The following is a 21,541-nucleotide window of genomic DNA, read 5'->3' on the forward strand; positions in this document are numbered from 1 at the left end:
ATCAGGATGAAAGATCGGGGGATTAGAATTGTAGCAGAAAGTCAGGCTGACCAAGCGCTTTTCTTTGTCTCAGTGAACCATGACAAGATACGATTAAGAAGAACTTCAAGGTAGCTAACTGACTCAACTCAGTATTGACGCTAAGGAGTAAACGTGTTCCTGCCCGACAAAATAATCTCGGGCAGGATAAGCATGATATTAGCCACCGACAGCAATGCGTTTCATATCCATCATATAGCCACGCAGAGTACGACCGATTATTTCAATCGGATGGTTACGGATTGCTTCATTGACATCACGTAACTGCGCATTATCGACACAACGATCTGCAACGGCTTTGCCTAAATCTCCAGCCTGGAGCGTCGCCATAAACGTCTCTTGCAACAGCGGGACGGCAACATAAGAGAACAGGTAGTTACCATATTCCGCCGTATCAGAAATGACCACGTTCATCTCATACAGACGCTTGCGAGCAATGGTATTCGCAATCAGAGGCAGCTCATGCAACGATTCATAATAAGCTGATTCTTCAATAATGCCGGTATCTATCATTGTTTCGAATGCTAGCTCAACCCCTGCCTTGACCATTGCAACCATTAATACACCATGATCGAAATATTCCTGCTCACTGATGTGCCCCGTATAGTTTGGATAATTCTCAAAGGGGGTATTGCCAGTTTCTGCACGCCAGGTCAGCAGATTTTTATCGTTATTCGCCCAATCCGCCATCATTGTGGAGGAGAATTCACCCGAAATGATGTCATCCATATGTTTCTGGAACAACGGAGTCAGCAGGGTTTTCAGTTGTTCAGATAAGGCATACGCCCGCAATTTTGCTGGATTAGAAAGGCGATCCATCATTAAGGTAATCCCGCCCTGCTTCAGTGCCTCAGTGATCGTTTCCCAACCAAACTGGATGAGTTTTCCGGCATACCCCGGTTCAGTGCCATCAGCCACCAATTGATCATAGCACAACAGAGAGCCCGCCTGTAACATGCCACATAAAATCGTCTGTTCTCCCATCAGGTCAGATTTAACTTCTGCCACGAAAGAAGATTCCAGCACGCCAGCCCGATGCCCTCCTGTGGCGGCCGCCCATGCTTTCGCAATCGCCATCCCTTCACCTTTTACATCATTTTCTGGATGTACAGCAATCAGGGTAGGCACACCGAATCCACGCTTATACTCTTCACGAACTTCCGTCCCCGGACACTTAGGCGCAACCATTACAACGGTAATGTCTTTACGTATCTGTTCACCCACTTCGACAATATTGAAACCGTGGGAATAGCCTAGCGCAGCGCCTTCTTTCATCAACGGTTGAACGGCCTTAACCACCGCTGAATGCTGTTTGTCTGGTGTCAGGTTGATAACCAAATCGGCTTGTGGAATAAGCTCTTCATAAGTACCGACCTTGAAACCATTTTCGGTCGCCTTGCGCCATGACGGCCGTTTTTCATCAATGGCTTCTTTGCGTAGCGCATAGGTAATCTCTAAACCGGAGTCGCGCATATTGAGGCCCTGGTTTAGCCCTTGCGCACCACAACCAATAATCACCACCTTTTTGCCTTTTAAATACCCTGCTTCGTCAGCAAATTCTTCCCGTGCCATAAAACGACATTTGCCCAACTGCGCCAACTGCTGACGCAAGTTCAACGTATCAAAATAATTAGCCATGGTGACTCCGATATAATGAGATGTGAGGTTGTTTGCATAGAGACAATATAGGCCATGCAAGCCATTGCTTAAATTGATATATTAACAAGACTATCTTGCAGTTTATGCAACACACGTTCTCCCGGCGCAATTCCGCCAGTGAAAAGGCTATAAACGATGGATCTACGTGATTTAAAACTGTTTTTACACCTTGCTGAAAGTTGTCACTTTGGGCGTTCAGCCAAAGCCATGCACGTCAGCCCATCCACGCTTTCACGCCAAATTCAGCGTCTGGAAGCATCGTTGGGGCAAGCACTTTTTCTGCGAGATAACCGAACCGTAAAATTGACTTCTGCCGGTGAACAACTCAAACAATTTGCGCAACAAACGCTGCTGCAATATAAGCAGCTACAGCATTCATTAAACCACCAAAGCCCATCATTGACGGGAGAGTTGCGGCTATTCTGCTCGGTCACGGCGGCGTATAGCCATCTACCACAAGTTTTGGATAAATTTCGGGCAGAGCACCCTTTGGTGGAAATCAAACTGACAACCGGCGATGCTGCCGATGCGGTTGATAAAGTTCAGTCTGATGCAGCAGATTTGGGCATTGCCGGCAAACCAGAGAAACTACCTGATAATATTCGCTTTACCAAAATAGGCGAAGTGCCGTTAGTACTCATTGCGCCCTCACTGCCTTGCACGGTGAGAACCCTCGCTATCCAGAACTCCCCCGACTGGAATAACATCCCTTTTATTCTGCCTGAGCACGGCCCCTCCCGCAAACGCATTGAATGTTGGTTTCGACGCCATAAGATCTTGCATCCCATGATCTATGCAACCGTTTCTGGTCATGAAGCGATTGTTTCAATGGTAGCATTAGGTTGTGGAATTGCCTTAATCCCTGCGGTTGTGGTCGAAAATAGCCCTGAACCTGTACGTAACCGCATTTCACTGCTAGACAATGTTTCACTGGTCGAGCCATTTGAATTAGGTGTCTGTGCATTGAGTAAGCGCTTAAATGAACCATTAATTAAAGCATTTTGGGCGCTTTTATAAGCGGGTCATCACTATCTTCTGAAATAGATCATGCTAAAAACCAACTCAGAATATTTTTAGGCATCGACACAAAGCATAAAGCCAGCAAAATACCCCCATAAAGGGGGCTATTGATTATGTCAAAAATAATTTAAATGAAGGATTATTGGTTTCATCATGATATTCATAGCCCAACGCATCTAAATGACGATCAAAACGCACTTCCGGCTCTGACAGTTCAAAAGCAGCCAATACACGTCCATAATCCATGCCATGACTACGATAATGAAACAGCGTGATATTCCAATACGCCCCCAATGTTTGCAAAAATTTCAGTAAAGCGCCCGGCGATTCAGGAAACGCAAAGCTAAACAACCGCTCCTGCAATGGCTTAGATGGCCTGCCCCCAATCATGTAACGCACATGTAGTTTAGCCATTTCATCATCAGTAAAATCGGTGACTTGATAACCCGATACCTTTAATTCTTCAATGATTTCTCGACGTTCGGCATTTCCCCGATTCAATCTGATACCAACAAAAATACAGGCTTGGTTTGGATCTGTCGCATCTGAATAACGATAGCTGAATTCAGTGACGACACGCGAACCCAATGTCTGGCAAAACTGCAAGAAACTCCCTTTTTGTTCAGGAATCGTTACCGCCAATAAAGCTTCACGTTGTTCCCCTAGCTCACAGCGCTCTGAAACGTAACGCAAACCGTGAAAATTCACATTGGCACCAGAAAGAATATGCGCTAATCGTTCTCCTTGGATCTGATGCTGCTGGATATATTTCTTCAACCCAGCCAGAGCCAGGGCGCCGGAAGGTTCTGCAATCGCCCTGACATCTTCAAAGATATCTTTCACGGCAGCACAAATAGCATCACTGTCTACCGTAATGACATCATCGACATATTGTTGACATAATCGAAATGTTTCATCGCCAATGCGTTTAACTGCCACACCTTCCGCAAATAATCCCACTCTTGGTAAATCGACCGGATGACCCGCCTTCAACGCAGCGTTCAAACACGCAGAATCTTCAGCTTCCACCCCGATGACTTTCATTTCAGGGACAAGCTGTTTAATGAGTACGGCAACCCCCGCAATCAATCCACCGCCGCCCACCGGGACAAAGATGCGATCAAGATGGACATCTTGCTGTAACAGTTCCATCGCTAATGTAGCCTGACCGGCAATCACCACAGGATGATCAAAGGGTGGCACAAAGGTATAAGCGTGCTCTTTTGCCATCTCGATAGCTTTTGCTTTCGCTTCATCGAAATTCGCACCATGCAATAGCACTTCGCCACCAAAATTGCGAACGGCATCGACTTTAATATCCGCTGTCGCTGTCGGCATCACAATCGTCGATTTGACACCCACTTTACTGGCCGATAATGCAACCCCTTGCGCATGATTACCTGCAGAAGCCGTGATCACGCCTCTCTTTTTCTGCTCGTCTGTCAAACCCGCAATCATCGCGTACGCACCACGCAATTTAAAACTATGCACTAACTGGCGATCTTCCCGTTTAACCAAAATCGTATTGCCTAAACGAGCAGAAATTTTTTTCATTTCCTGTAAAGGGGTCACTTGGGCAACATCATAAACCGGTGCACTTAATGCAGCCTTAAGATATTCCGCCCCGTTGGGTTCAGTATTAAGAGAATAAACCGCCACAATCAGCTCCCCAGTTTGGTTTTATCACGCACCGCGCCTTTATCAGCGCTCGTTGCTAATGACGCATAAGCTCGCAATGCAAAAGAAACCTGGCGTTCACGAGAATGAGGCGTCCACGCTTTATCACCGCGAGATAATTCAGCCTGTGTTCGCTTGGCAAGCTCGGTGTCAGGCACATTTAACTGAATGTTACGGTTTGGAATATCAATATCGATGATATCACCGTCCTGAATCAGCCCAATCAAACCGCCATTTGCCGCTTCTGGTGAGACATGACCAATAGATAACCCCGATGTTCCTCCAGAGAAACGCCCATCAGTAATCAATGCGCAACGTTTGCCCAATCCCATGGATTTTAAATACGTTGTGGGATAGAGCATTTCCTGCATACCCGGTCCCCCTTTCGGCCCTTCATAGCGAATAACAACGATGTCACCTGCCACAACATTTCCACCGAGAATCGCGTTGACGGCATCTTCCTGACTCTCATAAACTTTGGCCGGACCGCGAAAAGTCAGAATTTCTGCATCAACACCGGCTGTCTTCACGATGCAACCATCCATTGCAATATTGCCAAACAAAACGGCCAACCCACCATCCTGACTGTAAGCATAAGCACGCTCACGAATACACCCGGTTTCACGATCAGTATCCAATGATGGCCAACGACATTCCTGTGAGAAAGCCTGTGTCGTGCGAATTCCGGCTGGTCCCGCTGAATACATGCGCTTAACTCGTTTATCTTCTGTCAGCATGATGTCGTATTGAGCCAATGTTTGGGGCAAATCCAAGCCCAAAACATTTTTCACATCACGGTGCAAAAGCCCGGCGCGATCAAGTTCACCCAGGATCCCCATCACGCCACCAGCACGGTGTACATCTTCCATATGGTATTTCTGAGTACTCGGTGCAACTTTACATAAATGAGGTACCTGACGGGACAGGCGATCAATATCTGCCATAGTAAAGTTAATTTCACCTTCTTGCGCAGCAGCCAGCAAATGCAGAACGGTATTAGTTGAACCACCCATCGCAATATCCAGTGTCATGGCATTTTCAAAGGCCGCTTTGGACGCAATATTACGTGGGAGAGCACTGTCATCATTTTGCTCATAGTAACGTTTCGTCAGTGCAACAATGTGTTTTCCCGCGTTGATAAACAAGGATTTACGATCGGCGTGTGTCGCAAGCAGAGAACCATTACCCGGTTGTGAAAGCCCAAGGGCTTCCGTCAGGCAATTCATCGAATTCGCTGTAAACATCCCCGAACATGAACCACACGTCGGACATGCCGAGCGTTCAATTTGATCACTTTGTTCATCGCTGACATTGGGGTTCGCCCCCTGAATCATGGCATCGACCAAATCCAGTTTGATCAATTGCTCGGATAATCGGGTTTTCCCCGCTTCCATTGGGCCACCAGAAACAAAAATAACCGGAATATTTAAGCGTAACGATGCCATCAACATGCCGGGCGTGATTTTGTCACAGTTGGAAATACACACCATCGCATCAGCACAGTGAGCATTGACCATGTATTCCACCGAGTCAGCGATCAACTCACGCGAAGGTAATGAATAGAGCATTCCGCCATGCCCCATCGCAATACCATCATCAACAGCAATGGTATTGAATTCTTTCGCAACCCCCCCTGACGCCTCAATTTGTTCTGCCACCAATTTACCGAGATCACGCAAATGTACATGCCCCGGTACGAACTGCGTAAACGAGTTAACAACCGCAATGATCGGTTTTCCAAAATCTGCATCAGTCATTCCTGTGGCTCGCCATAAAGCACGAGCTCCCGCCATATTACGGCCATGTGTCGTCGTGGCAGAACGATATTTAGGCATTATCTCTACTCCCGTGTCTGTCTTATTAATTAGCTTCGACCATCAAAAACAGGCGGGGAACGACCGCCTGCTGAGTTTTGTATTTTTTATTCAGGATTAATGGGATCCAACCAGCCCCATTTGTCTTCTGTCGTACCATTAAATAGGCCAAAGAACGCACTTTGAATTTTTTTCGTGACCGGACCACATTTCCCAATGCCGACCTGAATGCCATCGACACTACGTACCGGGGTGATCTCCGCCGCCGTTCCTGTCATGAAGACTTCATCCGCTAAATAAAGTGATTCACGCGAAAGCGTCTGTTCGCGTACTTCCAGACCAAGATCCTGCGCCAATTTGATGATGGCATCACGGGTGATCCCCGGCAGGGCAGATGATGTAAATGGCGGGGTGAATAAAATTCCATCCTTCACTTCAAAGAGGTTTTCACCTGCACCTTCAGAAATATAACCATGCACATCCAGTGCAATACCTTCCTGATAACCATGACGTCTTGCTTCACTTCCCACCAGCAAAGAAGAGAGATAATTTCCACCTGCTTTGGCACCTGTAGGGATCGTATTTGCAGCCATGCGATTCCATGAAGAAACCATGGCATCAATGCCCTGTTCCAGCGCTTCCTCACCGAGATAAGCTCCCCACGGGAAAGCAGCAATAATAACGTCTGTTTTATAACCCGCTGGCGGGTTAACGCCCATGCCAACATTCCCTACAAATACCAATGGTCGAATGTAAGCACTGACTAATTTGTTTTTACGGAGTGTTTCACGGCAAGCTTCCATCAATTCATCAATACCTTGACTCACTGGAAAACGGTAAATTTTGGCTGAGTCACGCAAGCGCTGCATATGTTCACGATGGCGAAAAATCACCGGCCCTTTGTGGGAATCATAGCAACGAATACCTTCAAATACCGAGGTACCATAGTGTAAGGCATGGGACATAACGTGAACTTTAGCATCTGCCCAAGGCACCATTTCTCCATTGAACCAAATATAATCCGCTTGCTTTGTCATTCTCAGTTTTCCTTCAATGGCGCATTATGCGCTTATTAATCGTGATTCTTTGTGTTTGATCTCGACACCAGCAACATCCACCAATTTCATCAATTGAGAAAAAAGTAAATTGACTGAACGCTGACTTGTCACAGTGAGCTCAATACTTACATTATCACTATCTGTTATATGATCCATATTCAATGCATATATCTGGAATCCGCGGTGACGAGTAACCCGCAGAATCCGTTCTAAAATTTCAGGACAGAACCGTGCCTTAATGGCGAGCTGATGCTGTATCATAATGACCCCTCCAACATGTTTCCATTGCTTGCGCCTGGTGGAACTAGTGGCCAGACATTCTCTAATTCATCAATAGACACGTGTAATAAATACGCGCCTTCGCTGTTGAACAAAGCATCTAATGCTTCATCCACTTGTGCTTTATCAGTAATTTTCTGCCCCGGAATACCAAAGGCCTGTGCCAACGTAAGAAAATCGGGATTATCCGTTAAGAGAGTTTCGCTATAACGCTTGTCAAAAAACAGTTCTTGCCACTGACGAACCATACCCAACCTTTGGTTGTCCAATAAGATCAATTTAACAGGCAGTTGTTTACGTTTAATGGTGCCCAACTCCTGAACATTCATCATGAAAGAGCCATCACCCGATATACAAATAACACTATCTTTCGGGCGAGCCATCTGAGCACCAATCGCGGCGGGAATGCCGAATCCCATCGTGCCTAACCCACTGGATGTAATGAAATTTTCTGGCTGACTAAAAGTCATGTGCTGAGCAACCCACATCTGATGCTGCCCGACATCGGTTGTGATAACGGTACTCGGTGAGGCGCGTTCAGAAATTTGTTTTAACAGCAACGGTGCATAAATACGCTTGCTTTGAGAGTCATAATGACACGCATGTTCATGCTTCAACTGTTTAATTTCTTGCTGCCAGGCGTGGATCGATAAGGGTTGCTGTAAGTGAGGCAAGAGGACTTTTAAATCCCCCAATAACGACACATGAGTTTGGCGTAATTTGTTAAATTCAGCGGGATCAATGTCCAAGTGAATCACTTTGGCATGAGGTGCAAAGGTATTCAGCTTCCCGGTAACACGATCATCAAAACGCGCCCCAACCGCAATTAATAAATCACAGGCTTGAACAGCAAGATTCGCCGCTTTCGTCCCATGCATCCCTAACATTCCCAAATAACATTCATGTTCGAAATCTGCGGCACCCAAACCTTTCAATGTGCAAACGACAGGGATACCTGTTTCTGCAACAATGTTGCGCAATTCAGGAACAGCACCAGACATGCCAACGCCACCACCCACGTACAAAATAGGTTTTCGAGATGAAGCTAACAAATGACGCGCTAATGCCAGCTCTTGCTCCGGGAGAGAATATTCAGGCGATGCCGGTATCAAGTATGGTACAAACTCGCCCTGAGCCAGTTGAATATCTTTGGGTAAATCAATCAGAACAGGACCGGGGCGACCGCTCATGGCAATGATAAAAGCATCGGCGATGATTTGAGGTAATTTTTCTAGTGAATCAACAAGAAAACTATGCTTGGTACAAGAAAGGGACATGCCCAGTATATCAATCTCCTGGAAGGCATCTGTCCCTATAAATTCGGAGCTGACCTGACCAGTGATGGCGACAACAGGCACAGAATCCAATAATGCGTCAGCCAATCCCGTGATTAAATTTGTCGCCCCCGGGCCTGATGTCGCAATACAAACACCCGGTTTACCACTTGCTCTTGCATAGCCGATTGCCGCCATAACAGCGCCTTGTTCATGGCGGCATAAAATATGTTCAATGCCACCATCATACAATGCATCATAAACTGGCATGATGGCGCCACCAGGATAGCCAAAAATTTTTTCAACACCCTGCGTTCGTAACGCCTCTACAACCGACTGTGCCCCGTTCATTGTCATCCTCCCCGTATAGTATTTACTTATGATTGTCTGTTGTGATGTTTTTTATATTCGCTTCTACGTATCAAGCCTAAAAAAAACCCCGCGCCTTTCGGTGCGGGGTTCTTGGAATCTGGCTGTTTTTCTGTCTAAGCCGTTCTTCGTCCAAGTGCAGCCCCGCACGGTGGAATAATCACCACCACGCTTTCAATAATTAGGCTAATCACTAGGACAAATGCGTTCATAATTTTATGTGTTTTTAACTCGTATGCTTGATGTATATTTAAGAGTTATCACTTTCTATGCATGTTTACAACGATTATTTTTATTTTTTCATCACAAAATTATTTTTTCCATATTTTTCATTTAGATAAAACAACAAACAGATAAATTCACTAAAACTCACGCACTTTTCGCTCAGAAAAAGAGGCTATTTATTTGTTTAGCAAAATAATTAAGAAATAAAAGAACAAAAAAACAAGTTAATTGTCTGAATTTTTTCACATGACGAAGATCGATGCCAAACGACACTTTGTAGGTTAATCACTATCATGATTAACAATATATACCATCAAAATATATCAAGTTAAATTTATATATTTTCTTAGTTATATTTACTGCATGATTTCATTTATTATCGTCTGAAATTTCTTTGGCACAAAAGTTCCAGTCAATCAAATTATTCATATATAACATAATGTTACTATTAAGATTAAAACAAACTAATGATTTTCAGTACAGCCATAACGATAAATATATTTACGAGTTTCATCGCAAAATAACGAAAGATGACTTTTTATTATTTTTAATCGATCCATGATAGTCACTTTCTTGCTAAGGAGAGCAGCAATGACACTTGCCGTTATTCATACACGGGCAACAATCGGCATTGATTCCCCCATTGTCACGATAGAGGCACATATCAGTAATGGCTTACCCGGTCTCACCCTTGTGGGCTTACCTGAAACCACCGTTAAGGAAGCCAGAGATCGTGTCCGAAGTGCGCTTATCAATAGTGGTTTTACCTATCCACCCAAAAGGATTACCGTCAATTTAGCTCCCGCCGATCTTCCCAAAGAAGGGGGAAGATATGACTTACCCATTGCGATCGCGATCTTAGCCGCATCGGAGCAAATCACGACAGATAAGCTGCATCATTATGAATTTTTAGGTGAATTAGCACTCTCAGGCGAAATACGGCGGATCATGGGAGCCATTCCGGCAGCATTGAGTGCCAAAAAAGCAGGAAGGCAACTTATTCTTTCCTCAGAAAATGAAGCTGAACTGGCAATTTTGTCCCAAAAAGAAACGTTGATGGCTCATCATTTAATTCAAGTTTGTCACTTCTTACAAGGAGAAAAAACGCTTTTATCTCCGCCTTCCCCTGTCGAGCCGCAAACTGAATCATTTGTTTTAGACATCCAGGATATTATTGGACAGGAACAAGCTAAACGGGCATTAGAGATTACCGCCGCAGGTAGTCATAATCTTCTGCTACTCGGCCCGCCAGGTACAGGTAAAACCATGCTTGCCAGCCGATTATGCAGCCTGTTACCACCATTAACGCACCAGGAGGCTTTAGAGGTCGCTGCAATCAGTAGCTTAAGCGGATACCCGCTAAATGCCCAAAAATGGCACACACGTCCATTTAGAGCGCCTCACCACAGTTCTTCAATGGCAGCACTTGTTGGAGGTGGTTCAATACCTAAGCCGGGAGAAATTTCCCTTGCCCATCATGGCGTATTATTCCTGGACGAATTACCCGAATTTAACCGTAGTGTTCTTGATGCCTTACGTGAACCATTGGAATCTGGTGAAATAGTAATATCGCGTGCCAGGGCAAAGGTCTGTTTTCCTGCCCAAGTTCAACTCATCGCAGCCATGAACCCTAGCCCAACCGGTTATCATCAGGGAATGCACAACCGAAGTAGCCCACAACAAGTATTACGCTATCTTTCCAAACTTTCAGGTCCTTTTTTAGATCGCTTTGATCTCTCCATTGAAGTGCCCCTTCTCCCCCCAGGTATTTTAAGTCAATCATCAATAAAACAGGGTGAAAGTAGCCAGGACATCAAAAAACGTGTAGTAAGAGCGCGAAAAATACAAATTGAGCGATGCGGACATATCAACGCCCGCCTTAATAGCAAACAAACAGAGACTTTTTGCAAAATTAGCACAGAAGATGCCGTTTTTCTGGAAAATACTTTATTGAAATTAGGGCTATCGATACGTGCCTGGCATCGTATTCTCCGAGTTTCTCGCACAATTGCGGACTTAAAAGAACAAAACCGAATAGAAAAACCAGATATTATGGAAGCACTCAGTTATCGAAGTATGGATAGGCTACTTATTCAACTACAAAAGTAGACTGGATAAACTATAAATTAAAAGAGGGGCAAAAATTGCCCCTCTTGCGTAGATCATTAATAACAATGATGGTATTAATCATCAGTATCGGTATAGTCCTCTGCAACATCAACCTGCGGTTTTCCGCCGGAAAGAGTATGAAAACGTTTTGGACGGCTGATTTTTGCCAAATACTTAGTCCATACCTTTTCCTCTATCGTTGCGGGTGCACGTTCACCACGGCAAACTGAAACAAACAGCTTTTCTTCTTCTGTTTGAGGTTCACGTTTACCAAGATCCAATTCATTGAACGCATGACCGTGGCGTTCTAGCAATTGGGCCTCTTTGATGGTGAAATCACCATGACGGGAAAATCCACGTGGATAATTTTTATTATCAAAAAAACGATTAGTCGTGATGAAGCTTTCAGCCATCTGACACACTCCTAACTCTCATGTCATACCAATTATGGCGCGGAGTATTAGGGAGGCTTGACATTCTGTAAAACAAAATATTTAAATCTTAACGACAAAAACTATTGGAGATGCATGTGGACACTGAATTACTGAAAACCTTTTTGGAAGTCAGTAAGACTCGTCACTTTGGTCGGGCAGCTGAATCGCTCTATTTAACACAATCCGCTGTTAGCTTTCGGATCCGCCAACTAGAAAATCAGTTGGGTACCAATTTATTCACACGGCATCGCAATAATATCCGTCTAACCGCTGCCGGAGAACGCCTGGTTCCTTATGCAGAATCACTAATGAATACTTGGCAATTGGCAAAGAAAGAAATTAATTATGTTGCCCAGCATACAAAACTTTCTATCGGCGCTACAGCATCTCTATGGGAAAGTTACCTGACATCCTGGCTAAATGCATTTTACCAATACCACCAAGAAACCAGAATAGAATCTCTCATTTCGACACGCCAATCACTCGTTAAGCAATTGCATTCTCGTGAATTAGATCTACTCATTACGACAGAACTGCCCAAAATGGATGAGTTTCAAAGCCAGTTAATCGGTAATATCCAGCTTGTTTTATTAACGACTCAGCATAATCTTGATAAGGGCGTAGAAAATTATATTAAACTGGAATGGGGTGCGGATTTTCATCAGCAAGAACAACAAATTTTAAAGAGCGATCACCCGCCTATTATCACAACCACATCAGCGCATATTGCCAGAGAATTACTGGACAGTGTGAATGCGACTACCTTTCTTCCTATACACTGGCAAAAGGAATATCCCAAACTCGTTGCCTTACCTAATAATGAGTTAATAGAACGACCCTTGTACGCGGTATGGCTACAAAACAGTGATCAACAAACCCTCATCCAGCGCTTATTAAAAATTCCTGTTGAGAAAGCACCTATCACTGCCTAAGGGTAGTGTTGATAGTAAAGAACGGCTGAGTGTTCAGAGAAAAAGTGGCATGTCGAATAGTTTGGAATTACAAAAGATTTAAGTTGAAAAACGCTGTCTCAGAATCACCTAGAAAATGGCAGAAAAGAAAAAACCCAGCTAAATTTAGCTGGGCTATTAATCTGAAAGCTATATAAATTATTACTTAGTTGTTAACTGGCAGGGGCGGAGAGGCTCGAACTCCCAACACCCGGTTTTGGAGACCGGTGCTCTACCAATTGAACTACGCCCCTAAATACGGTGGCGGTGCGGACGGGACTCGAACCCGCGACCCCCGGCGTGACAGGCCGGTATTCTAACCAACTGAACTACCGCACCACCGAATTTCTTTCGCCTGGCTGCCTTTTGTGCCAGCAACCGGCCTTCTAATTTAAAATGTCTGGCAGTGTCCTACTCTCGCATGGGGAGACCCCACACTACCATCGGCGCTACGGCGTTTCACTGCTGAGTTCGGCATGGGGTCAGGTGGGACCACCGCGCTATTGCCGCCAGACAAATCCGGTTTTCAATCTCGAACAAGCTATTTCTCTCTGAAACTCTCTCTCTGCCCACTAAAACACCTTCGGTGTTGTCAGGTTAAGCCTCTCGGTTCATTAGTACTGGTTAGCTCAACGTATCGCTACGCTTACACACCCAGCCTATCCACGTCTTCGTCTTAAACGTTCCTTCAGGACCCTCTAAGGGTCAGGGAAGACTCATCTTAAGGCAAGTTTCCCGCTTAGATGCTTTCAGCGGTTATCTCTTCCGCACTTAGCTACCGGGCAATGCCATTGGCATGACAACCCGAACACCAGTGGTGCGTCCACTCCGGTCCTCTCGTACTAGGAGCAGCCCCTTGCAATCTTCCAACGCCCACGGCAGATAGGGACCGAACTGTCTCACGACGTTCTAAACCCAGCTCGCGTACCACTTTAAATGGCGAACAGCCATACCCTTGGGACCTACTTCAGCCCCAGGATGTGATGAGCCGACATCGAGGTGCCAAACACCGCCGTCGATATGAACTCTTGGGCGGTATCAGCCTGTTATCCCCGGAGTACCTTTTATCCGTTGAGCGATGGCCCTTCCATGCAGAACCACCGGATCACTAAGACCTACTTTCGTACCTGCTCGCGCCGTCACGCTCGCAGTCAAGCTAGCTTATGCCTTTGCACTAACCTCACGATGTCCGACCGTGATTAGCTAACCTTCGTGCTCCTCCGTTACGCTTTGGGAGGAGACCGCCCCAGTCAAACTACCCACCAGACACTGTCCGCAACCCGGATGACGGGTCCACGTTAGAACATCAAACATTCAAGGGTGGTATTTCAAGGATGGCTCCATGCAGACTGGCGTCCACACTTCCAGGCCTCCCACCTATCCTACACATCAAGGCTCCATGTTCAGTGTCAAGCTATAGTAAAGGTTCACGGGGTCTTTCCGTCTTGCCGCGGGTACACTGCATCTTCACAGCGAGTTCAATTTCACTGAGTCTCGGGTGGAGACAGCCTGGCCATCATTACGCCATTCGTGCAGGTCGGAACTTACCCGACAAGGAATTTCGCTACCTTAGGACCGTTATAGTTACGGCCGCCGTTTACTGGGGCTTCGATCAAGAGCTTCGCCTTGCGGCTAACCCCATCAATTAACCTTCCAGCACCGGGCAGGCGTCACACCGTATACGTCCACTTACGTGTTTGCACAGTGCTGTGTTTTTATTAAACAGTTGCAGCCAGCTGGTCTCTGCGACTGGCCTCGGCTCCGGACGCGCGGTCCTTCACCTAACGCCAGCGTGCCTTCTCCCGAAGTTACGGCACCATTTTGCCTAGTTCCTTCACCCGAGTTCTCTCAAGCGCCTGAGTATTCTCTACCTGACCACCTGTGTCGGTTTGGGGTACGATTAATGATAATCTGGAGCTTAGAGGCTTTTCCTGGAAGCAGGGCATCAGCAACTTCGCCACCGTAGTGACTCGTCATCAGACCTCAGTGTGATGGTCAGCCGGATTTACCTGGCTCACCCACCTACATCCTTAAACCGGGACAACCGTCGCCCGGCCTGCCTAGCCTTCTCCGTCCCCCCATCGCAATTATCACCAGTACAGGAATATTAACCTGTTGCCCATCGACTACGCTTTTCAGCCTCGCCTTAGGGGTCGACTCACCCTGCCCCGATTAACGTTGGACAGGAACCCTTGGTCTTCCGGCGAGCGGGTTTTTCACCCGCTTTATCGTTACTTATGTCAGCATTCGCACTTCTGATACCTCCAGCAGACCTCACAGTCCCCCTTCAACGGCTTACAGAACGCTCCCCTACCCAACAACACCTTAAGTGTCGCTGCCGCAGCTTCGGTGCATGGTTTAGCCCCGTTACATCTTCCGCGCAGGCCGACTCGACCAGTGAGCTATTACGCTTTCTTTAAATGATGGCTGCTTCTAAGCCAACATCCTGGCTGTCTGAGCCTTCCCACTTCGTTTCCCACTTAACCATGACTTCGGGACCTTAGCTGGCGGTCTGGGTTGTTTCCCTCTTCACGACGGACGTTAGCACCCGCCGTGTGTCTCCCGTGATAACATTCTTCGGTATTCGCAGTTTGCATCGGGTTGGTAAGTCGGGATGACCCCCTAGCCGAAACAGTGCTCTACCCCCGAAGATGAATTCACGAGGCGCTACCTAAATAGCTTTCGGGGAGAACCAGCTATCTCCCGGTTTGATTGGCCTTTCACCCCCAGCCACAAGTCATCCGCTAATTTTTCAACATTAGTCGGTTCGGTCCTCCAGTTAGTGTTACCCAACCTTCAACCTGCCCATGGCTAGATCACCGGGTTTCGGGTCTATACCCTGCAACTTAACGCCCAGTTAAGACTCGGTTTCCCTGCGGCTCCCCTATACGGTTAACCTTGCTACAGAATATAAGTCGCTGACCCATTATACAAAAGGTACGCAGTCACACCCTAAAGGGTGCTCCCACTGCTTGTACGTACACGGTTTCAGGTTCTCTTTCACTCCCCTCGCCGGGGTTCTTTTCGCCTTTCCCTCACGGTACTGGTTCACTATCGGTCAGTCAGGAGTATTTAGCCTTGGAGGATGGTCCCCCCACATTCAGACAGGATACCACGTGTCCCGTCCTACTCATCGAGCTCACACTGCCAACGCCTTCGGATACGGGGCTATCACCCTTTACTGCCGGCCTTTCCAGACCGTTCTCCTGACGCTGACACTGCTGATGGCTCTGGGCTGCTCCCCGTTCGCTCGCCGCTACTGGGGGAATCTCGGTTGATTTCTTTTCCTCGGGGTACTGAGATGTTTCAGTTCCCCCGGTTCGCCTCATTAACCTATGAATTCAGTTAATGATAGTGTGACAAGTCACACTGGGTTTCCCCATTCGGACATCGCCGGCTATCACGGTTCATATCACCTTACCGGCGCTTATCGCAGATTAGCACGTCCTTCATCGCCTCTGACTGCCTAGGCATCCACCGTGTACGCTTATTCGCTTAACCTCACAACCCGAAGGTGTCTTCGGAGATGCGGGTTGAGAGACGCCTCAATACTGTCTTAACAGCACTGAGTGTTTCAAATTTTCAGCTTGTTCCAGATTGTTAAAGAGCATGATTTGTAAATCGGCTGTCACCAGCCCACTTAAAAATACAGTTGGTTACGCCTCTCACCCGTTCCCCGCAGCGTGGCGTCCCCTAGGGGATTCGAACCCCTGTTACCGCCGTGAAAGGGCGGTGTCCTAGGCCTCTAGACGAAGGGGACATCTGTCTTCTTCGCAGACGCGCTGCTTCTTCTTCATTTTCATCAGACAATCTGTGTGAGCACTGCAACAATAACCTATCGTCGGTTTAAGGAGGTGATCCAACCGCAGGTTCCCCTACGGTTACCTTGTTACGACTTCACCCCAGTCATGAATCACAAAGTGGTAAGCGCCCCCCCGAAGGTTAAGCTACCTACTTCTTTTGCAACCCACTCCCATGGTGTGACGGGCGGTGTGTACAAGGCCCGGGAACGTATTCACCGTAGCATTCTGATCTACGATTACTAGCGATTCCGACTTCATGGAGTCGAGTTGCAGACTCCAATCCGGACTACGACAGACTTTATGAGGTCCGCTTGCTCTCGCGAGGTCGCTTCTCTTTGTATCTGCCATTGTAGCACGTGTGTAGCCCTACTCGTAAGGGCCATGATGACTTGACGTCATCCCCACCTTCCTCCGGTTTATCACCGGCAGTCTCCCTTGAGTTCCCACCATTACGCGCTGGCAACAAAGGATAAGGGTTGCGCTCGTTGCGGGACTTAACCCAACATTTCACAACACGAGCTGACGACAGCCATGCAGCACCTGTCTCACGGTTCCCGAAGGCACTTTCGCATCTCTGCAAAATTCAGTGGATGTCAAGAGTAGGTAAGGTTCTTCGCGTTGCATCGAATTAAACCACATGCTCCACCGCTTGTGCGGGCCCCCGTCAATTCATTTGAGTTTTAACCTTGCGGCCGTACTCCCCAGGCGGTCGATTTAACGCGTTAGCTCCGGAAGCCACAGCTCTAGGCCACAACCTCCAAATCGACATCGTTTACAGCGTGGACTACCAGGGTATCTAATCCTGTTTGCTCCCCACGCTTTCGCACCTGAGCGTCAGTGTTCGTCCAGGAGGCCGCCTTCGCCACCGGTATTCCTCCACATCTCTACGCATTTCACCGCTACACGTGGAATTCTACCCCCCTCTACGAGACTCTAGCCAACCAGTCTTAGATGCCGTTCCCAGGTTAAGCCCGGGGATTTCACATCTAACTTAATTGACCGCCTGCGTGCGCTTTACGCCCAGTAATTCCGATTAACGCTTGCACCCTCCGTATTACCGCGGCTGCTGGCACGGAGTTAGCCGGTGCTTCTTCTGCGGGTAACGTCAAACGCCAACCTTATTCAGGCTGCCGCCTTCCTCCCCGCTGAAAGTACTTTACAACCCGAAGGCCTTCTTCATACACGCGGCATGGCTGCATCAGGCTTGCGCCCATTGTGCAATATTCCCCACTGCTGCCTCCCGTAGGAGTCTGGGCCGTGTCTCAGTCCCAGTGTGGCTGGTCATCCTCTCAGACCAGCTAGGGATCGTCGCCTAGGTGAGCCTTTACCCCACCTACTAGCTAATCCCATCTGGGTTCATCCGATGGCGTGAGGCCCGAAGGTCCCCCACTTTGCTCCACAGAGATTATGCGGTATTAGCCACCGTTTCCAGTGGTTATCCCCCGCCATCGGGCAGATCCCCAGACATTACTCACCCGTCCGCCGCTCGCCGGCAAGAAAGCACGCTTTCTCCCGCTGCCGCTCGACTTGCATGTGTTAGGCCTGCCGCCAGCGTTCAATCTGAGCCATGATCAAACTCTTCAATTAAAAGTCTGATGCTCAAAGAATTAAACGGTTTATTCATAATGAATTCACTGTTAGTCACTCTTTAAGACTTGATTCTTTCTTTCGCCTTTCGGCGTTGAGATAGGGTCTTGCGAGTGCCCACACAGATTGTCTGATTAATTTGTTAAAGAGCGTGTCAACCGGGCATTGCTGCCGGGTTGCGAGGCTGCGTATCTTACGCTTTTCGCCCCGAGAGTCAAGCGTTTATTTTCGCTTTCTTCTCCCTGCCCGGCGCGGCCTGTATCAGCGTGGCGTCGGTCAGTGGTGGCGCATTATAGGGACTTTTACGGCGCTGGCAATCGTTTTTTTGAATTTTATTTTCATGTGCGTGTTTTTTGTTCTTTTTGGTGTAAAAATCATTCAAATAGACCAAAATTCATGTAATCCTCTCCGTTATATGACAATTTTTCCCTCAACAATATTTCTATACAATTGTTATTCACCCTTACTATTGAGGTTTTTATGTCCACTGTTCTGCGTCAATATCTAAATTTCTATCCCCAAGTTGGCCAAAAAGTTTTTTTAGACTCGTCTTCTATTGTAATTGGAGATGTCAAATTAGCAGATGATGTCAGTATCTGGCCTCTTGTCGTTATCAGGGGTGATGTGAATTATGTTTTAATTGGCTCGCGTACAAATATTCAAGATGGTTCTGTTTTACATGTGACTCATAAATCTTCAGATAATCCTAATGGTTTCCCGCTGATAATTGGCGAAGATGTCACGGTAGGTCATAACGCAGTACTACATGGATGCAAAATTGGAGATCGCGTCTTAGTTGGTATGGGTTCTATCTTACTTGATGGCGTCATTGTTGAAGACGATGTCGTAATTGGAGCCGGCAGCCTAGTTCCCCCAGGGAAAAAATTAGAAAGCGGCTATCTGTACATCGGTAGCCCCGTCAAACAAGTAAGAAAACTCAAATCTGAAGAGTTGAAAGGGCTACTCTATTCCTCCAATAATTACGTTCGCTGGAAAGATAACTATTTGTCAGCACAATCTGAAAGCAGAGAGTAACGTCCCAATTGATCATCATCCCCACTCAAAATGACCGTTTCAAACTCTTCTTCCAAATCCCAACGATGTTGGCGAAATAGATCGAGTGGGTGATGATCTTTACCATAACGTCCTATTATTTCATCAGAACTGATCATACACTCCACTAGCATACCATTCACCATTGCTGGAAATATCACCTTATTTTCTATTTCATCCCATTCTTCACGATCGGGAAATTGTATTGATTGATTCACGCGTGTCATTCCCGTCTCAGGGCATTTAAAACAGGTTCCATTTCAGGAAATACTCCATGCCATAATTCAAAAGAGTATGCGGCTTGTCCCACCAACATTCCTAAGCCATCAGCCAAACGTGAAACACCATGCTGATGAGCAAACTTCAGGAAAGGGGTTAATCCATGCTGGTAATACATGTCGTAACACACACTATTATTTTGGAAAATCAATGGTGATATGGCTGGAATTTGTCCATCAAGACCAGAAGCCGTTGCATTAATGATAATGTCAAAATCGGGATTAATAAGGTCAATGGTGCTCATTTCAATGGCTCGTATATCACCTAGCAGAGAAAATTTATTTGCAATTATTTGTGCTCGCTCAAATGTCCGGTTAGTGATAACTATGGAGCAACCAATTGATAACAAAGGATATAGCACGCCTTTTGCAGCTCCACCAGCGCCTATGATTAGAATCTTTTGTCCTTGAGTGATGAACTTGAGTCGCTGCAAATCCACTAATAGCCCCATACCATCTGTATTATCACCGAGTAATCGGTTTCCATCTATCCGTTTTAATGTGTTAACTGCACCACAGATACTGGCCCGTTCAGTCAATTCATCTGAGTACTTGTAAGCTCTTTCTTTAAAAGGAACAGTAATATTCGCCCCTAACCCCCCTCGCGAAAAAAAATGCGTTAAGGTTTGTTCAAAATTGTCTACTGGAGCAAGTACTTTCCCATATTGATGTTCAATACCTGTCTGTTCAGCAAATAATTGATGAATATAAGGGGATTTACTATGTGCAATTGGATTACCAAAAACTGCAAATTTATCCATTAGTTATCTAGCCTTGCCGGTATAGTTTGCCAGTTAACGCATCCCTGATTTCTGACGGGTTCTTACGCTCTCCAACCTTTCCTTCTAAGATTGGGATACGATCTCCAAATTGCTGCCTGACCTCTTCTACACTACGACAAGGTTCTAATCCACTGAGATTCGCACTGGTAGAAACAAGCGGTTTTTCATATATAGAGCAGAGTTGCTTAACCAAAGGGTGATCCGTAACTCGAACAGCTAATGTTGAAAACCTACCAGTCAGCCATTTTGGTGTAGTTATTTTCGCAGGTATTACCCATGTAACAGGACCAGGCCAAAATGAGAATATGGTTGCCTTCTGGAGCTCACTTAGCTGTTTATCATCAATATAAGGACATAGCCTTTCATAATTATCAGAAATAAGAATTAATCCTTTCTCCCAAGGCCTATTTTTCAATGCCAACAACTTTTGCACTGCTTTTTCACTATCAGGATCACATCCTAATCCAAAAACAGCTTCAGTCGGATAGGCAATAACTTTTTCTTCTTTTAAGGCTGTGATAACAACATTAAATGCTGGAAAGATTTTATGGCTCATTTGATGTCTCAATTTCATTAACTTGTTGCTTACTACACAACTTATTGGCACAGAATAATTTTGTGCCTCGGGAAGTGCGCTTTTCTACTAACAATGGATAGTGGCAAAACGTACATTCACCTGAGATAGGCTTATTGTTGAGTGCAAACTGACACGCGGGATAGCGGCTACAGGAATGAAATGTTTTACCAAAGCGGGACTTGCGCTGAAGTAATTTTCCTTTCTGACATTGAGGGCAATGAATTGACGTATCGTCAGGTTTATCAATTAATTCTGTATGCCCACATTCAGGGTAATGGCTACAGCCAATAAACATGCCATAACGTCCTTGGCGTAAGACTAGAGTAAAGCCACATTTTGGACAGATTTGCCCATCCAACTCTTTAACAATATGTCCTTCTGCCTGCGCTTTCAAGGGGCGAAGATAATGGCAAGATGGATAACTGGAACACGCATAAAATGGCCCATGAACTCCATTACGGATCACTAAATCAGCACCACACTCAGGGCAATGCTCTGTTTCTTTTATAGCAAAAGGAACTCTCTTCGACATATCTTACTCGCTGAATATCGGC

At 46.3% G+C, this 21,541-nt stretch carries 16 protein-coding genes, 3 tRNA genes and 3 rRNA genes; 4 read left to right on the forward strand and 18 right to left on the reverse strand.

All coding sequences use genetic code 11. From position 1 onward, the window contains the following. Positions 1-198: 198 nt before the first annotated feature. The gene (gene ilvC / locus XPG1_RS15810; protein WP_045960113.1) at positions 199-1,677 is read right to left on the reverse strand and encodes a ketol-acid reductoisomerase; all 1,479 of its coding nucleotides are present in this window, start codon (positions 1,675-1,677) and stop codon (positions 199-201) included. A gap of 156 nt (positions 1,678-1,833) precedes the next feature. Between ilvC and ilvY the strand changes: the two genes are divergently transcribed. Further along, positions 1,834-2,715, forward strand: a complete 882-nt coding sequence (gene ilvY / locus XPG1_RS15815) for an HTH-type transcriptional activator IlvY (RefSeq protein ID WP_045960114.1) — start codon at positions 1,834-1,836, stop codon at positions 2,713-2,715. Between the two features lie 114 nt (positions 2,716-2,829). Here ilvY and ilvA read toward each other — a convergent pair whose 3' ends face one another. From ilvA to XPG1_RS18610, 6 genes are all read right to left on the reverse strand, one after another. Beyond that, positions 2,830-4,377: a threonine ammonia-lyase, biosynthetic gene (gene ilvA, locus XPG1_RS15820; protein ID WP_045960115.1), complete on the reverse strand. Its 1,548-nt coding sequence runs from the start codon at positions 4,375-4,377 to the stop codon at positions 2,830-2,832. A 2-nt stretch (positions 4,378-4,379) separates the two neighbouring features. Continuing rightward, positions 4,380-6,230: a dihydroxy-acid dehydratase gene (gene ilvD, locus XPG1_RS15825; RefSeq protein WP_045960116.1), complete on the reverse strand. Its 1,851-nt coding sequence runs from the start codon at positions 6,228-6,230 to the stop codon at positions 4,380-4,382. An 86-nt stretch (positions 6,231-6,316) separates the two neighbouring features. Next, a complete protein-coding gene (locus XPG1_RS15830) occupies positions 6,317-7,246 on the reverse strand; it encodes a branched-chain amino acid transaminase (RefSeq protein ID WP_045960117.1) in 930 nt (309 codons plus the stop codon). Between the two features lie 24 nt (positions 7,247-7,270). Continuing rightward, positions 7,271-7,528 carry an acetolactate synthase 2 small subunit gene (gene ilvM / locus XPG1_RS15835; protein WP_045960118.1) on the reverse strand — a complete coding sequence of 86 codons (258 nt, stop codon included), beginning with the start codon at positions 7,526-7,528 and terminating at the stop codon, positions 7,271-7,273. Beyond that, complete coding sequence (gene ilvG, locus XPG1_RS15840; RefSeq protein ID WP_045960119.1) at positions 7,525-9,171, reverse strand: acetolactate synthase 2 catalytic subunit; 1,647 nt, start codon at positions 9,169-9,171, stop codon at positions 7,525-7,527. Before ilvG ends, ilvM begins: the two co-directional genes overlap by 4 nt. A 134-nt stretch (positions 9,172-9,305) precedes the next feature. Further along, entirely contained in the window at positions 9,306-9,401 is a 96-nt protein-coding gene (locus XPG1_RS18610) for an IlvGEDA operon leader peptide (protein WP_157879519.1), read from the reverse strand. 604 nt (positions 9,402-10,005) lie between these two features. On the opposite strand from XPG1_RS18610, the gene XPG1_RS15845 reads away from it, so the two are divergent. Beyond that, the gene (locus XPG1_RS15845; protein WP_045960120.1) at positions 10,006-11,523 is read left to right on the forward strand and encodes a YifB family Mg chelatase-like AAA ATPase; all 1,518 of its coding nucleotides are present in this window, start codon (positions 10,006-10,008) and stop codon (positions 11,521-11,523) included. A 74-nt stretch (positions 11,524-11,597) separates the two neighbouring features. Here the strand turns inward: XPG1_RS15845 and XPG1_RS15850 are convergent, their stop codons facing one another. Next, complete coding sequence (locus XPG1_RS15850; protein ID WP_045960121.1) at positions 11,598-11,936, reverse strand: MaoP family protein; 339 nt, start codon at positions 11,934-11,936, stop codon at positions 11,598-11,600. Positions 11,937-12,052: 116 nt separating this feature from the next. Between XPG1_RS15850 and hdfR the strand changes: the two genes are divergently transcribed. Next, positions 12,053-12,889, forward strand: coding sequence for an HTH-type transcriptional regulator HdfR (gene hdfR / locus XPG1_RS15855; RefSeq protein ID WP_045960122.1), 837 nt, complete (start codon positions 12,053-12,055; stop codon positions 12,887-12,889). Between the two features lie 196 nt (positions 12,890-13,085). Here the strand turns inward: hdfR and XPG1_RS15860 are convergent. From XPG1_RS15860 to XPG1_RS15885, 6 genes are all read right to left on the reverse strand, one after another. Then, a tRNA-Trp gene (locus XPG1_RS15860) sits at positions 13,086-13,161 on the reverse strand. Positions 13,162-13,169: 8 nt separating this feature from the next. Then, a tRNA-Asp gene (locus XPG1_RS15865) sits at positions 13,170-13,246 on the reverse strand. A 59-nt stretch (positions 13,247-13,305) separates the two neighbouring features. Then, positions 13,306-13,421 (reverse strand): 5S ribosomal RNA (gene rrf / locus XPG1_RS15870). A 79-nt stretch (positions 13,422-13,500) separates the two neighbouring features. After that, positions 13,501-16,408 (reverse strand): 23S ribosomal RNA (locus tag XPG1_RS15875). Positions 16,409-16,591: 183 nt separating this feature from the next. Continuing rightward, positions 16,592-16,667, reverse strand: a tRNA-Glu gene (locus tag XPG1_RS15880). Between the two features lie 87 nt (positions 16,668-16,754). Continuing rightward, positions 16,755-18,297, reverse strand: a 16S ribosomal RNA gene (locus XPG1_RS15885). The 16S, 23S and 5S rRNA genes sit together here with 3 tRNA genes alongside, the layout of an rRNA operon. Before the next feature lie 480 nt (positions 18,298-18,777). Here XPG1_RS15885 and XPG1_RS15890 point away from each other — a divergent pair. Then, complete coding sequence (locus XPG1_RS15890) at positions 18,778-19,332, forward strand: gamma carbonic anhydrase family protein (protein ID WP_045960123.1); 555 nt, start codon at positions 18,778-18,780, stop codon at positions 19,330-19,332. On the opposite strand, the gene XPG1_RS15895 is transcribed toward XPG1_RS15890, so the two are convergent. From XPG1_RS15895 to XPG1_RS15910, 4 genes are read right to left on the reverse strand one after another with little or no spacing between them, the layout of a single operon-like run. After that, positions 19,299-19,568: a DUF1488 family protein gene (locus XPG1_RS15895; RefSeq protein WP_045960846.1), complete on the reverse strand. Its 270-nt coding sequence runs from the start codon at positions 19,566-19,568 to the stop codon at positions 19,299-19,301. The two genes, XPG1_RS15890 and XPG1_RS15895, sit on opposite strands and share 34 nt — an antisense overlap. A gap of 5 nt (positions 19,569-19,573) precedes the next feature. Further along, positions 19,574-20,389, reverse strand: coding sequence for a shikimate dehydrogenase (gene aroE, locus XPG1_RS15900; RefSeq protein WP_045960124.1), 816 nt, complete (start codon positions 20,387-20,389; stop codon positions 19,574-19,576). Positions 20,390-20,396: 7 nt separating this feature from the next. Continuing rightward, complete coding sequence (gene tsaC, locus XPG1_RS15905; RefSeq protein WP_045960125.1) at positions 20,397-20,966, reverse strand: L-threonylcarbamoyladenylate synthase type 1 TsaC; 570 nt, start codon at positions 20,964-20,966, stop codon at positions 20,397-20,399. Next, entirely contained in the window at positions 20,956-21,519 is a 564-nt protein-coding gene (locus tag XPG1_RS15910; RefSeq protein WP_045960126.1) for a DNA topoisomerase family protein, read from the reverse strand. Before XPG1_RS15910 ends, tsaC begins: the two co-directional genes overlap by 11 nt. Positions 21,520-21,541 lie beyond the last annotated feature (22 nt).

Origin of the sequence: Xenorhabdus poinarii G6, from assembly GCF_000968175.1 — a bacterium.
Lineage (GTDB): Bacteria > Pseudomonadota > Gammaproteobacteria > Enterobacterales > Enterobacteriaceae > Xenorhabdus > Xenorhabdus poinarii.

Bases quoted from the DNA above. Each gene is read 5' to 3' on its own strand.
- XPG1_RS15845 (WP_045960120.1), top strand. From the start codon at position 10,006: ATGACACTTGCCGTTATTCATACACGGGCAACAATCGGCATTGATTCC.
- ilvY (WP_045960114.1), top strand. From the start codon at position 1,834: ATGGATCTACGTGATTTAAAACTGTTTTTACACCTTGCTGAAAGTTGT.
- aroE (WP_045960124.1), bottom strand. From the start codon at position 20,389: ATGGATAAATTTGCAGTTTTTGGTAATCCAATTGCACATAGTAAATCC.
- XPG1_RS15910 (WP_045960126.1), bottom strand. From the start codon at position 21,519: ATGTCGAAGAGAGTTCCTTTTGCTATAAAAGAAACAGAGCATTGCCCT.
- XPG1_RS15850 (WP_045960121.1), bottom strand. From the start codon at position 11,936: ATGGCTGAAAGCTTCATCACGACTAATCGTTTTTTTGATAATAAAAAT.
- ilvG (WP_045960119.1), bottom strand. From the start codon at position 9,171: ATGAACGGGGCACAGTCGGTTGTAGAGGCGTTACGAACGCAGGGTGTT.
- ilvM (WP_045960118.1), bottom strand. From the start codon at position 7,528: ATGATACAGCATCAGCTCGCCATTAAGGCACGGTTCTGTCCTGAAATT.
- XPG1_RS15830 (WP_045960117.1), bottom strand. From the start codon at position 7,246: ATGACAAAGCAAGCGGATTATATTTGGTTCAATGGAGAAATGGTGCCT.
- tsaC (WP_045960125.1), bottom strand. From the start codon at position 20,966: ATGAGCCATAAAATCTTTCCAGCATTTAATGTTGTTATCACAGCCTTA.
- ilvD (WP_045960116.1), bottom strand. From the start codon at position 6,230: ATGCCTAAATATCGTTCTGCCACGACGACACATGGCCGTAATATGGCG.
- XPG1_RS15890 (WP_045960123.1), top strand. From the start codon at position 18,778: ATGTCCACTGTTCTGCGTCAATATCTAAATTTCTATCCCCAAGTTGGC.
- XPG1_RS18610 (WP_157879519.1), bottom strand. From the start codon at position 9,401: ATGAACGCATTTGTCCTAGTGATTAGCCTAATTATTGAAAGCGTGGTG.
- ilvC (WP_045960113.1), bottom strand. From the start codon at position 1,677: ATGGCTAATTATTTTGATACGTTGAACTTGCGTCAGCAGTTGGCGCAG.